Raw genomic sequence first — 14,789 nt, forward strand, 5'->3', positions numbered from 1 at the left:
ATATCCCACAGACGGTGTATGCCCGTCTTTCGGCGCGCACAGCGCACAGGGATACAACTTCGTGCTCCCGCACACGTAGAAAAAGAACGACTGGCCCGTCGGGTCGGTAACGAGCTGGTCGCTGCCGGCGGATACCTTTCTGCCATTGCGCTGACCCGTACGCCCCCCATCAGTGGGGGCACACCTGGGGGGCACACCTGCTCCTTCTGTTTCGGCGGCCACAACGCCGGCAAGGGCGACCCCCTCTACCTGCGCGTCCACGCGAGCCCTGAAGGACGCGACTTCGGCCGACAGATCGAGAACCGACAGCACCCCGGGGCCGGTCGTGAGTTCTGCGGGCAGCGGAGCTCACGCCCGGCCCCGGGTCAGTTGCTCCCGCGTTCCGCGAGGGTGTGGGCGACAAGGGCGTTGGCGTGCCCGTGGCCGAGCTCGTGCTCGGACTTGAGTCAGGCGACGAGTTCCATGTGCTTGGTCAGGGGCGAGGCGCGGATCAGGTCCTTCCACTCCTCGATCGGGCGGCCGTACTTCTTCTCGATCGACGGGAAGTAGCCGGCAGGGCCTTTCACCGGTGCGGTCATGACGCGACATCCTGTCGGTCTGAGTGGGGTGGTCTCGGAAGTGTTGGTGTGCGAGCGGGAGCAGGAGCCGCTACCGCCGCGAGGTCGGGGTGGGACCGGCCAGCCGGGCGATGGCCGCGGTGAGCGCGAGCAGGCCGAGGCCGGCTGCGGCGGTGAAGGCCGCGACCGTGCCGGCGGAGGCGGCGAACCCGGCGGTGATCACCAGCGGCAGGGCACGGTGGGCCAGGGCCCAGCCGTGCCGGCCCCGGGCGGCGAAGTGCCGCGCCAGCACGAAGAACGCGGCGCACAGCGCGACCCGAACTCGACCACTACGCCGACGCCGGCGTCCGGGCCTTCCTCGCCGCATACCGGTGACCCCGGCCGCCGAACCGGACTGCCCCCGGCGACGCGCACATCCCAAGGAGTCGTCCGGGTGCTGCCCGAGCCCCTGAACAATTCGATTCTCAGCGAGCGCCGACGGCCTCCCAAACCCGTGGACAAGTGCTGCTCGTCGTCGTCGGCGAGCGACTCGAACCGGTCGGCCATGCGCACCCCGTGGCACCTTGCTCCAAGATTGGATACCCTCACTATCCCATGGGGTATCGACCATGTCCGGGGAAACGGTGCGCAGTTCACAGGGCTCCCATGAATCCCTGCCTTGTGCTCGGCCCGTGCCGCGCCCGCGCCGTGCTGACGCAAGCGTCTTGCGCTCATCGTCACCTCAGCCACCAGCCGACCCATCCGCGAAACACCGGCAAGGGCATATATGGTCGACGAACCTCAGGCGCAGGGCACTGGTCCGGACTTCTCCGGTGAGATCAACAGCGCCTATTTTCAATCGAGTTGCAGCAATGACCAGGCGGGATCAGTCAGGGGGACTGAAGCGATCATGAGCGGTACGGACGGGGGCGGCCGTGATGACCACGTCGACGGGGGCGTCAAGCCGCTCCTGGCGAGCGATCCCGCGCGCATCGGGCCCTATCTGCTGCTCGGGCGGCTCGGGGCGGGCGGCATGGGCAGAGTGTTCCTCGCGCGGTCCGGGAGCGGGCGGACCGTCGCGGTCAAGGTCGTGCACGAGGAGCACGTGTCCGACGCGCGGTTCCGGGCGAGGTTCCGGCGGGAGATCGAGGCGGCGCGGAAGGTCGGGGAGCGGTACACGGCGCCGGTGCTCGACGCGGGCCCCGACGACGAGCCGCCGTGGGTCGCCACGGGGTATGTTCCCGGGCTCTCGCTGGAGCAGGTCGTGCGTCGGCACGATCCGTTGCCGGCCGTGTCCGTGCACGCCCTGGCCGATGAGCTGTTGACCGCCCTCAAGGACATTCACGGCGTCGGGATCGTGCACCGGGATCTGAAGCCGTCGAACGTGATGCTGACCGTGGACGGCGCGAAGGTCATCGACTTCGGCATCGCGCGGGCGTTCGAGCCGTCCGTCGAGTCCCTGCTGACCAGCACCGGGATGGTCATCGGGTCGCCGGGATTCATGTCGCCCGAGCAGGTGTACGGGCACAGCGCGGGGCCGAAGAGCGACGTGTTCACGCTCGGGTGCGTGCTGACGTACGCCGCCACCGGGCGGCTGCCGTTCGGGCAGGGCGTCAGCAATCAGCATGCCGTGATGTTCCAGATCGTGGAGGGCGAGCCCGATCTGACGGGCGTCGAGGACGCCCCGCTCCGGGCCCTCATCACCCGGTGTCTGACGAAGGACGTCGACCGACGGCCGGGCGTCGACGAGCTGCTGGACGACCCCGAGCGGCCGCACCCCGCCGCCGCGCGCGGTGCCTGGCTGCCCGCCGACGTCGTCGCCCACCTCGCGCAGCAGTCCGCCCGGCTCCTCGACGCGGAGGCCGCGCCGCTGCGGGAGGCGGCCGTGGACCGGGCGACGCTCGGGCTGCAGCCGATGCCCGGGAGCGACCTGCCGCCCGCCGCGCCGACGCGGCAGAAGGAGCCGAAGAAGCGCAGGCGTCGGCTGTTCATCGCGTTCCCGGTCGTGGTCGTCCTGACGGTCGGCGGCGGCACGATGGCGTTACTGCCGTACGTGAGTGACGGCGCCGGGAACGGCCGGGCGTCGGACAGCGGCGCGAGTGCGACACCCGGCGGCAGCAACTCGCCGGAAACGACCTCCGGTTCACCCTCCAGTTCGCCCTCCGAGAGCCGCAAGGGTAAGAAGAGGGACGGCAAGGACGGCGAGAAGGGGGCGGGAGCAGGGGACGCCCAGGAGGGCGGCGGACGTGCCAGCTCGGCCGGCCAGGCCGCGGCAGGCAGCTCCGACAACGGGAGCGATTCGGGCTCCGGGAACAGCTCGTCCGCCGGCGGGAGCTCCTCGGGAGGGTCGAGCTCCAACGGTGACACGAGCGACGACTCGTCCTCCGGCTCCCCGCCGCCCAAACTGACCAGCTACAAACTCGAGTACACCAACTCCTGTGTCGGCGCGTGCTCCATGCCGATCAAGGTGAGCTGGTCGGCGGTCTCCGGAGCCACCCGCTACGACATCCGCTACACCAACAAGGGCAGCAACTTCACCGAGAAGAACGTCGACACCGTCTACAACACCGCCAACCTCAGTGACACGATCACGGGCCCGTACTCCGGCGACGAGATCTGCATCACCGTACGGGCGGCCAACAAGTACGGAGCTTCGGCCTGGGCGGAGACCTGGTGCGACACTGTGCCCTACTAGTGCCGCGGCACTAGAGCGTCAGCTCCGCCCCGTCCGGCAGGACCTCCACCCCCAGCCCGGCCACCCGCGCCCGTGCCGGTGAGGCGGGGTCGAGCAGCGGGTTGGTGTTGTTGAGGTGGGTGTAGATCCGGCGCCGGCCGGGGTGGCGGGCCAGCGCCTGCAGTGAGCCGTGCGGGCCCGTGACCGGCAGATGCCCCATGGCCGCCTGCCCGGCACCGGTCCGCACCGCGGTGCCCATCTCGTCGGCCGCGAAGAAGGTGCCGTCCAGCAGCACGCAGTCGGCCGACCCGCACAGCTCGTCCAGGGCCGGGCTCCAGGCGCCGACGCAGGGCGCGTACACCAGCACTCCCCCGCTGGCCAGGTCTTCCACGCGGTACGCCGTCACCCACGGCCCGCCGGGTTCGGACGCCTGCGCCGGTACGTACTTCGGGATCTTGGTGCCCACCGGATGGGCCGTGACGACCAGTCCGCCGGCCAGCACGAAGCCGCCGTCGGCCAGGCTGTCGGCCCACTCCCAGGAGGCATAGCGGTCCAGGGCGGCGCGTACCGGGGCGAGAACGGTGCGGACCGGCGGTGCCGCGTAGACCTTCAGGCCCGCCGCACCGCGCAGCTCGGGCAGACCGGTGACGTGGTCGGCCTCCGCGTCGGTGAGCAGAACACCGCGCAGCGGGGTGTCCCGGGGCCCGGGGCCCGGCCACAGGGCGGGCGTGGCGGTGAGCTGGGTCCGCAGATCCGGCGAGGCGTTGAGCAGCCACCAGTCGCGGCCGTTGCCGGTGACGGCGGCGCAGTCCTGGGTGCGGGAGGGCAGGCTCCCGTCCCGGGCGGCCGCGCACAGTGCGCAGGCGCAGTTCCACTGCGGGAAGCCGCCTCCGGCGGCGGTGCCCAGCAGGACGATCCTCACGACCATCGGCTCCTTCGCGTGCTCCGGACCTTCCGGTGGGATCTTCCCGTCGGAGGGTGGGGTGACTACCCGGAAACGGGGGGCAGTTCCGGCCGTCCTGTGCCGGGCTGGCGGTCCACCGGGCGCCGCGGCGAAATGGGCCCGCCCGAGAAGTCGCGGGGACCGGTCCACAGGGCGGGCACGGCGTCGCAGCGGCGGCACAGCTCGTACGCGATGGCCTCGTAGTTGACACGCCAGCCCCGGAAGTGCGGCCAGGCCTCCTTCGAGGTCCGTTCCGCGCGGAAACCGGCCGCCCCCATCATGGCCACCGCCTCGTCGAACTCGGCGAAGGTCAGCCGGATCGGGCTGCCGGGAGACGGGTCGGGGTCGAAGGGCATGCGCAGCGCGCGGGCGATGTCGCGCAGGGCGGTGAATCCGGCGCGCAGCACCAGGCGGGCCTCCGGCGGGGCGAGACGCGGGTCGAGCGCGAGCTGCAGGGCGGCCGCGTCCATGACGGCGACGAGTCCGACCAGCCAGCTGCGGTGCGGGCGCGGGGAGCGGAAGGTCAGCAGGATCGGGTACGTGGACTGGCTCTCGCCCATGTCGGAGGCGAGGCGCTCCCAGGCGCGGTACAGCTCGGGCAGCGCGGTCTCGGTGTCGACCAGCCACTGCCGGGCGAGGATCTCCGGTCCCCAGGCGGGCTCGCCGGCCCGCGCCTGGAGCAGGGTGACCTCCAGTTCACGGCGGTTGTAGGCGCTGTAGAGGGTGGGCAGGTACGCGATCTGGAGAGCGATCAGGACGGGTCCGGTGGCCGCGGCGAGGAAGTCGAGCACGGACAGTTTCAGCCGGGCGCCGCTCGCGAAACCGAGCGTGAACAGGCTGGAACCCGCCTCTCGGAAGGCCGTTGTCCAGGACAGCGGGGACGCCGCGTACAGCAGGAGGCCGAAGCCCAGCAGGGCTCCGACGAGCCAGGTGCCGAGCATGCCGATCAGCATCAGCGGGGCGAGCCAGGTCTGGGCGCGGTCGATGGCGTCGTAGCCGCCGCCCGGGGTGGTGAGCCTGAGGAGCCTGCGCAGCGCCCACCACAGGCGGAAGACCAGGGCGGAGTAGAGGCCCCGGGGCACCACGAGAGTGCGCAGGATGCTGCTGAGGACCAGCACCAGTACCAGTCCGCCGGCCACGCCCGAGATCCATGCCATGGGGTCATTTTGTCGCCCAGGGGGGTGGGGCCCGGGATTCCGGTGCGACTGCGGGCGCGTTGTGGCCGGTCGCGCTCGCGCGGCGAGGCCGCATGGCGATTCGGCCCTGCCCCTCGGGTCGGCTGCGGGTCACCTTGCCAGCAGTGTGCGGACTCCGTGCGACGTGAGCGTCAGGCCGTGGGCCGAGTTGCCGTCGATCGCCAGGGAGAGGTCGTCGGCGGGCCACTGGGCGGCGAGTGCGCCGAGGGGGACAAGGCGGTAGCGGGAGACGAAGGGCAGCAGCTCCGCCATCATTCCCTCCGAGGTGAAGACGGGGACGACCGGATCGCCCCCGGCCTGCTCGAGGACGGGCAGGGCGACCGTCGCGGTACCGGCACCCTCTCCGTCCACCGCGTCGTCCGGCACCGGAACCAGCACGTCGCTGTGGGCGAGGGTGTCCAGGGCGGTCTGGTCCTCGGCGTTCACGGCCAGCGCGTCGAGCGCCTGCTGGGCGGGCGTCGGCAGGTCGTCGTGTGTGGGTGTTTCCATGGCAGATCCCCAGGTAGCGGCGGTCGTACGGCCACGCGTACGGGCAGTAGCCCGGGCGTGCTCCCGCCTCGCGTACCCGGTACGGCCCGGGCCATGCGTGACGATTCCGGGGAGGGACACGGTGGGGCGCGGGGAGACCGTCCGGGCTGATTCCACCAGGTCACCGGCGGGTTGCACGGGGTGTCCGGTGCGTACGCCGGTGGCCTTCGCAGTGGGTGGCCGCGTCCCGACGCCCTGATCAACCCCTCCTCGGCGCGGGAGGCGCCCATGGTCGTGCCACCGATGCCGCACCGCGGGTGAGGGCGTGTTCGCCGGGGAACCGTTCGGCTGCCGGGCGGCGGCCGCCGGGGATCTCCCTGGTGGGATTCCGGGTGATCCGGTGGTGCACGCGCGGGACGCCGGTCACGGCCCGGCGCCGGTGAGCACGTCGTCGACGGTGGTGACCCGGATCAGCGGCCGGTACAGGTCCAGCACCTGCAGCGTCCTGACGTGGGAGTCGTCGTCCACGCCCGCGCAGGCGTCCGCCACCACCAGTACCTCGGTGCCGGCGTCGGCGGCGGCCAGGGCGGTGGACAGCACACAGCAGTCGGTGCTGACGCCGGCCAGCACCAGGCGGCCTTCGGGGCCGACACGGCCGGCGAGTTCCGGACTCCACTTGCCGAAGGTGGTGGTGTCCAGGACGTGGGCGGTCCGGCCGGCGAACTCGTCCGTCAGCTCCCACAGTTCCGCGTGCGGCGGCTGCCGGGCGAACGGCCACTGGTCGTAGTAGGCGCGCCAGGCTCCGGCGGGCTGTTCGGGTGCCAGGAAGCGGGTGAAGGCGACACGGTCGCCGAAGGCCGGCAGCAGGCGTCGTACGCCCGCGGCCGCATCCGCGTAGCGCGGTGCGGCCCAGGGGCTCTCGGGCTCGGCGAAGACGCGCTGCATGTCGATGACGGCCAGCAGGCCTGGGGCGGAGGTCATGCGCTGTACACCCGTTCGTGCGGCGACGGGCTCGGAGCCTGGGCCTCCTACTCGCGTACGCGGCCACGGCTCGGCAGCAGGGTGCCGAGGAAGGCGAGCGCCAGCGCGACCAGGACGCCGAGGTTGGCGTACGCCCAGGCGCCGGTCCTGCCGCCGAGGCCGAGTGGTTCGAGAAGGTAGCCCTGCCAGGTGAGCCAGCCGGCCGCGGTGTTGGTGACCAGGCCCCAGCCGACGGCGGTGGCGCCCAGGGTGAGCAGTAGCGGGAGCAGGGGTAGGTCGCCGTAGCGGCCGCGCGGGCGGTACAGGTCGCCCTCGTCGTAGTCGCCACGGCGCAGCGCGAGGTCGGCGAGCATGATCCCGCACCAGGCGGCGATGGGCACGCCGAGCGTGGTGAGGAAGCCCATGAACTGGGCGAGGAAGTCGTCGGCGAAGAAGAGGATGTAGACGGAGCCGGCGATCATCAGGACGCCGTCGAAGAGCGCGGCCAGATGGCGGGGCACGCGCAGGCCGGCGGAGAGCAGGGCCAGCCCGGAGGAGTAGGTGTCGAGGACGGCGCCGCCCACCAGGCCGAGGACGGCGACCACCGCGAACGGCACCAGGAACCAGGTCGGCAGGATCGTGGCCAGCGCGCCGATCGGGTCGGCCGCGATCGCCTTGCTCAGTTCGTCGGAGGAGCCGGCCAGAAGGAGGCCGAAGACCAGCAGGAGCAGCGGGGCCACGGAGGCGCCGAACGCGGTCCAGCCGATCACGCCCCGGCCGGACGAACTGCGGGGCAGATAGCGGGAGTAGTCGGCGGCCGCGTTGACCCAGCCGAGGCCGAAGCCGGTCATCATGAAGACCAGTGCGCCGATGAACTCCTGGGCGGAACCCGCCGGGATCGCGCTGACCCGGCTCCAGTGGATGTGGTCGGCGACCAGGGCGATGTAACCGGCGGTGAGCAGGCCCGTGATCACGGTGATCCAGGTCTGCAGACGCATGATCAGGTCGAAGCCCATGACGCCGCCGGTCACGGTCAGCGCGGCGACCACCATGAGGGCCACCACTTCGGTCTCGGTGCCACCGCCCCAGCCGAGCCGGGCGAGGACGGTCGCGGTGGCCAGGGTGGCGAGTGCCGTGAGGACGGTCTCCCAGCCGACGGTGAGCATCCAGGAGATCAAGGCCGGCAGCCGGTTGCCGCGCACCCCGTAGGCGGCCCGGCTGAGCACCATCGTGGGCGCCGAGCCGCGCTTGCCGGCGACCGCGACGAAGCCGCAGAGCAGGAAGGAGACGACGATGCCGAGCGCGCCGGCGGCGAGGGCCTGCCAGAAGGAGATGCCGAAGCCGAGTGCGAAGGCGCCGTAACCGAGGCCGAGAACGGAGACATTCGCCCCGAACCAGGGCCAGAACAGGGTGCGCGGCGTGCCCTTGCGCTCCGCGTCCCCGATCACGTCGAGTCCGTGTGTCTCCAGTGGGATCTGACGGCCGTTGGATCTGCCGTCGAGGGAGTCCTGCGGGTGCGTCATCTCCGACCAACCTGCCCTGGCTGTTGTTGTCCAGACGTGTCCGGTCGAGGCTAGGCCGGTGCTTCGCGGGCGGTCAAAGGAGGGCACCCGGGCGCACGGGGTACCGGGTCAGATGGCGGTGCCGAGGGCGGCGTAGATCTGGAGGGTGTCCGGGCGGTGCACGTCGGTCTCGGTGCGTACGGCCGCGAAGGGGCGCTCGACGTCCGCCAGTCGGGGTACCGGGCGCAGGGTCAGCAGGTCGCCGGAGCCGATCAAGCCGTCCAGGACCGCCTCGGCCAGAAGGTGGTTGAGGTGGACCAGGCCCTCGGCGACGGTGACTCGTGCGGTGGCGTAGTAGAGCTCCCGGTGCACGGGCGCACGGCGCGCCGGCGGGTGGCCGGCGGGGTGCGGCACCCGGACGGTCACGGGGGCGTGCGGGCTCAACTCCTTGGGGGCGGAGAACGTCTTCAGGAGCCGCCGCAGGGTGGCTGTGGTGCTCGCGGGCAGCGGGGCCGTCCAGCCGACCGAGCCGTCCTGGGCGAGGTGGGCGAAGTCGAACCGCCCGGCGAGTCGCAGTGGTTGCCCGGCCAGGTGCAGGGTGCGGGTGAAGGCGCGCCGCCAGGCCCGGGCCTGGCCGGGTCCGAGCGAGAGCGCGTACGCGCAGGTCTCGGCGGCCCAGAGCGGCAGGTCGGGGCTGCGTACGACGGCGACGACCACGGCGTCCTCTCGTGCGTCGTCCGCAGCGATCCGGGTCCGCGCCCGCTCCAGGCCCGCCATGGTGGTCAGGTCGAGGCCGGTCACCAGGTCGGGGCGGGCGGCGCGGATGCGCTCCGCGGTGGCGGCGAGCAGCCGCTGGGCGACCGCGGGAGCGGCTGGGGGCGTCAGGGGAGCTGTCGGGGCAGACATCGCGGGCACCTCACAGGAACACCGAGGTCAGCAGGGAGCGGTCGATCGTGTGCCGGCTTCTGGCGAGCAGTGACGAGGTGAGCCGGTAGGGGTCGACGTAGAGGTGGGATCGGCGGTGCCGGGCCAGATCCCGGGCGACGGCCGCCGGGTCGGCCGGCGGCTCGGGGGCAGCCCGTTCGAGCAACCGGGTGGCGCGCGTGCGGCTCTTGGCGAGCAGGTCCGCACGGAATGACTCCTGGTCGCCGGGGCCGAGGACGGCGAGGAAGTACAGCCGCAGGCCGAGTCGGGTCGCGGGGTCCGCCCGGCCCGGGCCGAAGCGGTCCAGCAGGGCGTCGACGGTGTGGTTGTGCCAGTCGCCGTGCCGGGCCGAGGTGATCCGGCCGTCGATGGGCACCCGGCCGATCGGGATGCGGTGCACCGCCGTCCGCGGACCGCTCAGCACCCGCTCCAGCAGCCGGTAGTCCGGGTCGAGGTCGCGGTCGTACAGGAAGACCACCTCGTCGTGCGCCTCGGCCAGGGGAAGCAGTTCACGCAGCGCGCAGGCCAGGTAGTTGGGGCGGCCGTCGGCAGTGACGATCCGCCGCAGCGGCATCCCGTCGGCGCTCAGGTCCAGGTAGACCGGTCCGCCCCAGCGGCGCTGGTCCAGCACCACCCCGCGCGCGGCGAGCCGTTCGATCATCTCCTCCAGCGCGAGTCCGGGCGGCCGGTGCTCCAGCAGCCCGGGGTCGTACAGTCCCAGCCGGGCGTAGTGCCCGGACCACAGCCGGAGGATCTGACGGCTGGCGGGATGCACCCAGTCACCGGCCTCCACGGCCTCCAGGTACGGGCGCAGGGCGTCGGCCCCGGGGCGGCCGGCCTGTGCGCGATGGCGCACATACAGCTCTCCGATGTCCGCTTCGGTAGCGCCCGAGTAGTCGGTGTCGCCCTCGGTGCGGTCGAGGAACTCCCAGAAACCCACGACCTGTTCGGTCGGGAAGTACGTGGTGGGGCTGTACCGGTATGTCACCTCGGTGAGGCCGGCGCTCGCCCGGTACAGCACGTCCGCCCAGAAGAGGCCCTTGAGATGGCTGGGTGTCAGCGGCTTGGACGGCGTGACGGTGACGGGCGCGAGGAGCACTCGGGGAGCGGAGGCCGTCTCGGGTCCGCGCAGCGGTGCGACGGCGGTATCGATCAGCTCCGTCATGGCATCCTCCCCGGACGTCCGGTCAGCACGCGCCGGCCGGGAGCAGGAGTTCCCACTGCGCCGGGTCCTGCCGGAACAGCCGGTCCTTGACCTGGGTCGGGCGGATGCCGCCGCTCACGGAGGCGTACCAGTCCCGCTGAAACGCCGTCTCGTCGACGAGGACCGCCCTGGGCGGCGCGAGCTTGCCGCCGGTGCGGGCCCGCGCATAGTCCGCGGACCCGACGCGGAGCGCCGCATCGACGTCGGCGGCGAACCGGGCCGACTCCGCCGGGTCCCATCCGGTGTGCGGGGCCACGGCGAACTCGTAGCGGGCCGGCTGTCCGTCCTCCTCGACGACCCGGCAGCTGATGTTGCGCAGACGCAGCCCTGCGGCGTCGAGCGCGGTGCGGACCGCCCGGATCACCTGGGCCTCCCGCAGCCGCTCCCCCACCCGGTCGGAAAGCCGGTTGCGGCCGGCGTACTCGACGCGCGGAACTCCGTCGACCCGGTCGACCACTCGTACGACGTCGCCCACCGCGTACCGGTAGAAGCCGCCGACGTGGCTGTGCACCACGTGGTAGTCGCGGCCCTCCTCCAGTTCATGGGGCAGCAGGGTCGCGGTGTCGGGCCCGAGGTCGGCGTCCGCGTCGGCGAACTCGTAGACGGCCGCGGACAGGACGAGGCTGCCGGCCGAACCGTGCCGGTCGAGCGGGACGGCGGTGGGTCCCTCGGACGCGGCCACGGGCGCGGGCAGGGCCGCGACACCGGCCCCGAACTCCTCGCGCAGGGCCGGCAGATAGAGCGAGGCGACACCGGTGGTCCAGCAGAACAGGGCACGCATCCGGGGCCAGACGTGGGCGGGCCGCACGGTACCGAAGTAATGGGCGAGGCGCGTCAGTTCGGCCGCCCGCTCGGGGTCGGGGGTGCCGTACGGAACTCCGCCGAGGGTGCCGTCGTGGACCTCGCGGACGATCCGCGTCCACCACAGGTTCAGCTGGTACGGCAACGCGGCGATCATCGCCGGGTTGATGCCGATGACGCACCGCACGTCGCTCTGCACGGCCAGTCGGAGCCGCAGATACATCTTCTCCATGTGGTCGCCGGGGTCCACATCGACGGGCAGCGTCCCCCACGGGGCCGCGGTGCCCAGCTCGGCGGCGAGGGGTTCACCGAAGGCCGCACCGAAGTCGACCTGGCTGGCGCCGACATGCGGATGCCCGTCCGCGGTGCGCGGCGGCGCGGCGATCGGGTCGTGCTTGAGGTTGAGGACGGCGTCGGGGCGGGCCGTCACATCGGGGAAGTGCTCGATGAGCGGGGCCCAGGCGGCGTAGTAGAAGGGGAAGAAGGTGGTCTTCATGAAGCGCCGGGTGACGGGGATCTTCTTGTGGTCGCCGGTGCTGCCACTGCTGGTGAAGTAGACCACCGGCTCGTCGGCGGTGAGCACGTTCCGTTCACCTGCCGCCGTCCGCTCGATGTACGGGGCGTGCGCGTCGAAGTCCTGCAGCGGGACGGCACGGCGGAACTCGTCGACGGTGCGGATCCGCCCGAAGCCGTGGGCCCGCCCGAACTCCGTGTCCGCGTTGTGCGCCAGGAGGTCGGCGAGCACCCTGCGCTGCTGTTCGCGCGGGTCGGCCTGCCCGGCCAGCAGTCGGTCCCGCTCGGCCCGGACCCGGGCCAGATAGCGCTCGGCGTGCCCGGGGTCGGCCCAGGTCGAGTGCGCGCTCACGGGGCGAGCACCTCCAGCACCCGGTCCGCGGTCCTGGCCACGCTCGGCTGTTCGTCCACGGTCACGACCGGCACCTGCCGCACCTCCTCCATCATCAGCTTCCTCAACTCCCGCTGATACGACTCGAATCCGAACCAGCCGCTGTCGACGTCGGCGGACTCCAGCCGGTTCACACCCGCGCCGGCCCGCAGCCGCCGCCACGCGGTCCCCGGGGACACGTCCAGGTAGACCACCGCGTCGGGGCGGGGGAAGGTGCGCCACCACGTGTACATGGGATTGTCCTTCAGACCGGCGATGCGGCACTTCGCCAGGATCTTGTAGTAGTACGAGTCCACGAGCAGCGGTGTCCGCGCGGGGGCCGACTCGATCCGGTCCCTGAGGTAGAGCACGGCGGTCTGCAGCAGGCCGGCCAGGAAGTCCGTCGAGTACGTGTCGCCGAGGGCGGGCAGCACGTCGTTCTCCACATGTGCCCGCAGGTCCCGCACGAGCCGGTGCTCCTCGTCGACGAAGGCGTCGTCGGTCGACGCGAACCGCCACTGCGGACACCGGCGCCGCAACTCCGCCATGACGGAGGACTTGCCCGCCCCGTCGGGTCCGAGCAGCACGCGGAAGGGTGCCTGTGCAGGGAGGTCTTCCTTCATGGGCTCGGTCTCCTGTCCGTCACGGCGTTCGCTCTGTTTCGCATGGAAACAGGAGGGGCCGGATTGCCGTACACGAACATCCAATCGACTCCGGCTGACATGCCGCTGAACTCCGGCTGACCCGCACCGTGCTCGGCCTCGCCCCGGACGGCCCGAGGGCCGGCTCCGGGCCGTGTCAGGACGGGTCGCGCAGGGTGACCCTGAGCCGTTCGAAGGCGGTGGGCCGCGGTCGGTCCACCAGGAAGTCGCGGATGCGCAGGGCGCATTCCTGCGGGGAGAGCACGCTGGTGTCCACGTCCAGGTCGTGCGGTCCATGGGAGTGCACCTGGTCGTACTGCAGGGCGGCCAGCCCCGGTTGCCGGTCGCCCCGCTCGCGCTCACGGCGTTCCAGTTCGGGCAGCGGGCAGCGGACCCCGATCAGGATGGTGTCCTCGGGCACGAGCAGATCGAGGAGGTCCAGCAGCCGCCAACGGCGGCTGAGCGGATGGTCCACGACGAGGTTGTTGCCGCCCGCGGCCATCCCGGCGACCGCCCGGTGGAAGCCCTTGGCGGTGCGGTCGATCTCGGCCTGCAGGTCCCCGTCGGCGATGGGGTGGTCGCAGCGCATGGCGTGGAACGCGTCGACAGGCATGTGGAACCAGGTGCCGTCGAGCACGTCGAGGAGCGCCTCGGCGATGCTGGACTTGCCCGAGCTGGACGTGCCGTTGAGAAGGATGACCGTACCCCCGGCCACGGTGTCGGGGATGCGTGCGTGGTCCGCGTCGGCCGTGACCGGAGCCGCCTCGGTCGCCATGGTGTGGTCCTTCCGTCCGCAGGTGCCCTGAGCCGGTGTGTGCCTCCGTGATCATCACATGGGGTCACGTTGCCCGAGCACCGGGGCAAGTCCGCCTCCGACGGCGGTGGTCGGGCCGGGTGAGAGGGCGCCGGGCTCGGGCAGGGTACGGAACAGCAGCCAGCTCAGGGCCGGCATCAGGACCAACGGGGCCAGGGCGGTCCGCAGGGAGGCCGCGTCGGCGAGGTGCCCGATGAGGGGACTCACCAGGCCGCCGACGCTGACGGTCAGACCGAGGGTGATGCCGCCGGCTGTGCCGACCCGCGAGGGCAGGTAGTCCTGGCCGAGCGTGACCTGGAGCGAGAACGGTACGTAGAGACCGGCCGAGGTCAGCGCCACGAACAGGTACAGGGCCGGGCCCGGTACGAACACCACTCCGGCGACGGCCGCGACCGTGACCAGGTACGACCGGCGGGAGACCCTGACCCGGCCCCAGCGGGTGGCCAGCGCGCCGCCCAGCACGGAGCCGACGGCGCCGCCGAGGTAGAGGACGAACAGAGCCGTGGTGCCCGCCGCCGTGCCGGCGCCCGTGCGCTCCTGGGCGTACAACGGGTTGACTACTCCCCCAGCTGAAGCAGGGGGATTCCCGGACGACCTAGGGTCGTCCGCCGCTTGCGCGGCCCGGATCGCTCCGGGGGGCTTCCTGCTTCGTCGCCGACTGCCCGCCCGGATTACTCCGTTGGGGTCTTACACCGGCTCCACAGGCACTGACCGTCAGCCCGACGGCGAGCAAGTTCTTCGCGGCGTTCACGTCCCGGTCGTGGGTCGTGCCGCAGTCGCATGTCCAGGTGCGGACGTGCAGCGGCATCTTCTCAGTGAGAGTGCCGCAGGTGGAGCACAGCTTGGAGGAGGGGAAGAAGCGGTCGACGACCACGACGTCTCGTCCGTACCAGGCGGCCTTGTACTCCAGGAGGCTCCGGAACTCGTGCCAGGCAGCATCGCTGATGGCGCGGGCCAGGCAGTGGTTCTTGACCATGTTGCGCACGGTCAGGTCCTCGATCACGAGCGTTTGGTTTTCGCGCACGAGTCGAGTGGTGAGCTGATGGAGAAGATCGCGCCGCCGGTCGGCGATCCTCGCGTGGACGCGGGCGACCTGAGCCCGCGCCTTCGCCCGGTTCGCGCTGCCCTTGGCCTTCTTCGCGAGGTTCCGCTGAGCCTTCGCCAGACGGGCACGGTCGTTGCGCCCGTGGCGAGGATTGGCGATCTTCTCGCCGGTCGAGAGGGTCAGCAGGTGATCCAGGCC

Annotated in this window: 13 protein-coding genes and 2 pseudogenes; 1 reads left to right on the plus strand and 14 read right to left on the minus strand. The window is 71.8% G+C overall.

What is annotated here, in order from left to right; genetic code table 11:
• Positions 1-365: 365 nt before the first annotated feature.
• Both ACIRU3_RS37005 and ACIRU3_RS37010 read right to left on the minus strand, forming a co-directional pair.
• A pseudogene (locus tag ACIRU3_RS37005) lies at positions 366-578 on the minus strand (DUF4287 domain-containing protein).
• A 70-nt stretch (positions 579-648) separates the two neighbouring features.
• Positions 649-924, minus strand: a complete 276-nt coding sequence (locus tag ACIRU3_RS37010) for a hypothetical protein (protein ID WP_404066156.1) — start codon at positions 922-924, stop codon at positions 649-651.
• 522 nt (positions 925-1,446) lie between these two features.
• Here ACIRU3_RS37010 and ACIRU3_RS37015 point away from each other — a divergent pair.
• Complete coding sequence (locus ACIRU3_RS37015; protein ID WP_404066159.1) at positions 1,447-3,231, plus strand: protein kinase; 1,785 nt, start codon at positions 1,447-1,449, stop codon at positions 3,229-3,231.
• Between the two features lie 10 nt (positions 3,232-3,241).
• On the opposite strand, the gene pqqB is transcribed toward ACIRU3_RS37015, so the two are convergent.
• The 12 genes and pseudogenes from pqqB to ACIRU3_RS37075 all read right to left on the minus strand — a co-directional run.
• Positions 3,242-4,132: a pyrroloquinoline quinone biosynthesis protein PqqB gene (gene pqqB / locus ACIRU3_RS37020; RefSeq protein WP_404066162.1), complete on the minus strand. Its 891-nt coding sequence runs from the start codon at positions 4,130-4,132 to the stop codon at positions 3,242-3,244.
• A 65-nt stretch (positions 4,133-4,197) separates the two neighbouring features.
• A complete protein-coding gene (locus ACIRU3_RS37025) occupies positions 4,198-5,310 on the minus strand; it encodes a hypothetical protein (protein ID WP_404066165.1) in 1,113 nt (370 codons plus the stop codon).
• 129 nt (positions 5,311-5,439) lie between these two features.
• Positions 5,440-5,838, minus strand: coding sequence for an SseB family protein (locus ACIRU3_RS37030; protein WP_404066167.1), 399 nt, complete (start codon positions 5,836-5,838; stop codon positions 5,440-5,442).
• Positions 5,839-6,240: 402 nt separating this feature from the next.
• Entirely contained in the window at positions 6,241-6,798 is a 558-nt protein-coding gene (locus ACIRU3_RS37035) for a cysteine hydrolase family protein (protein WP_404066170.1), read from the minus strand.
• A gap of 47 nt (positions 6,799-6,845) precedes the next feature.
• Complete coding sequence (locus ACIRU3_RS37040; protein WP_404066173.1) at positions 6,846-8,300, minus strand: purine-cytosine permease family protein; 1,455 nt, start codon at positions 8,298-8,300, stop codon at positions 6,846-6,848.
• A 108-nt stretch (positions 8,301-8,408) separates the two neighbouring features.
• The gene (locus ACIRU3_RS37045; RefSeq protein WP_404066176.1) at positions 8,409-9,185 is read right to left on the minus strand and encodes a DUF6182 family protein; all 777 of its coding nucleotides are present in this window, start codon (positions 9,183-9,185) and stop codon (positions 8,409-8,411) included.
• A 10-nt stretch (positions 9,186-9,195) separates the two neighbouring features.
• Positions 9,196-10,368: a hypothetical protein gene (locus ACIRU3_RS37050; protein WP_404066179.1), complete on the minus strand. Its 1,173-nt coding sequence runs from the start codon at positions 10,366-10,368 to the stop codon at positions 9,196-9,198.
• A 22-nt stretch (positions 10,369-10,390) separates the two neighbouring features.
• Complete coding sequence (locus tag ACIRU3_RS37055) at positions 10,391-12,073, minus strand: GH3 auxin-responsive promoter family protein (protein WP_404066182.1); 1,683 nt, start codon at positions 12,071-12,073, stop codon at positions 10,391-10,393.
• Positions 12,070-12,714: a hypothetical protein gene (locus tag ACIRU3_RS37060; protein ID WP_404066184.1), complete on the minus strand. Its 645-nt coding sequence runs from the start codon at positions 12,712-12,714 to the stop codon at positions 12,070-12,072. Before ACIRU3_RS37060 ends, ACIRU3_RS37055 begins: the two co-directional genes overlap by 4 nt.
• A gap of 175 nt (positions 12,715-12,889) precedes the next feature.
• The gene (locus tag ACIRU3_RS37065; protein WP_404066187.1) at positions 12,890-13,507 is read right to left on the minus strand and encodes an AAA family ATPase; all 618 of its coding nucleotides are present in this window, start codon (positions 13,505-13,507) and stop codon (positions 12,890-12,892) included.
• A 54-nt stretch (positions 13,508-13,561) separates the two neighbouring features.
• Positions 13,562-14,095 (minus strand): annotated as a pseudogene (locus ACIRU3_RS37070) (MFS transporter); the annotation flags it as partial.
• Between the two features lie 46 nt (positions 14,096-14,141).
• The coding region (locus ACIRU3_RS37075; RefSeq protein ID WP_404066190.1) for an RNA-guided endonuclease TnpB family protein at positions 14,142-14,789 on the minus strand (648 nt) is incomplete at its 5' end.

It is taken from the genome of Streptomyces sp. NPDC101151 (assembly GCF_044768335.1).
Classification (GTDB): domain Bacteria; phylum Actinomycetota; class Actinomycetes; order Streptomycetales; family Streptomycetaceae; genus Streptomyces.

Coding starts and splice junctions, on each gene's coding strand:
- ACIRU3_RS37045 (WP_404066176.1), bottom strand. CDS start 9,185: ATGTCTGCCCCGACAGCTCCCCTGACGCCCCCAGCCGCTCCCGCGGTC.
- ACIRU3_RS37040 (WP_404066173.1), bottom strand. CDS start 8,300: ATGACGCACCCGCAGGACTCCCTCGACGGCAGATCCAACGGCCGTCAG.
- ACIRU3_RS37025 (WP_404066165.1), bottom strand. CDS start 5,310: ATGGCATGGATCTCGGGCGTGGCCGGCGGACTGGTACTGGTGCTGGTC.
- ACIRU3_RS37030 (WP_404066167.1), bottom strand. CDS start 5,838: ATGGAAACACCCACACACGACGACCTGCCGACGCCCGCCCAGCAGGCG.
- ACIRU3_RS37015 (WP_404066159.1), top strand. CDS start 1,447: ATGAGCGGTACGGACGGGGGCGGCCGTGATGACCACGTCGACGGGGGC.
- ACIRU3_RS37050 (WP_404066179.1), bottom strand. CDS start 10,368: ATGACGGAGCTGATCGATACCGCCGTCGCACCGCTGCGCGGACCCGAG.
- ACIRU3_RS37010 (WP_404066156.1), bottom strand. CDS start 924: ATGCGGCGAGGAAGGCCCGGACGCCGGCGTCGGCGTAGTGGTCGAGTT.
- ACIRU3_RS37060 (WP_404066184.1), bottom strand. CDS start 12,714: ATGAAGGAAGACCTCCCTGCACAGGCACCCTTCCGCGTGCTGCTCGGA.
- ACIRU3_RS37065 (WP_404066187.1), bottom strand. CDS start 13,507: ATGGCGACCGAGGCGGCTCCGGTCACGGCCGACGCGGACCACGCACGC.
- ACIRU3_RS37035 (WP_404066170.1), bottom strand. CDS start 6,798: ATGACCTCCGCCCCAGGCCTGCTGGCCGTCATCGACATGCAGCGCGTC.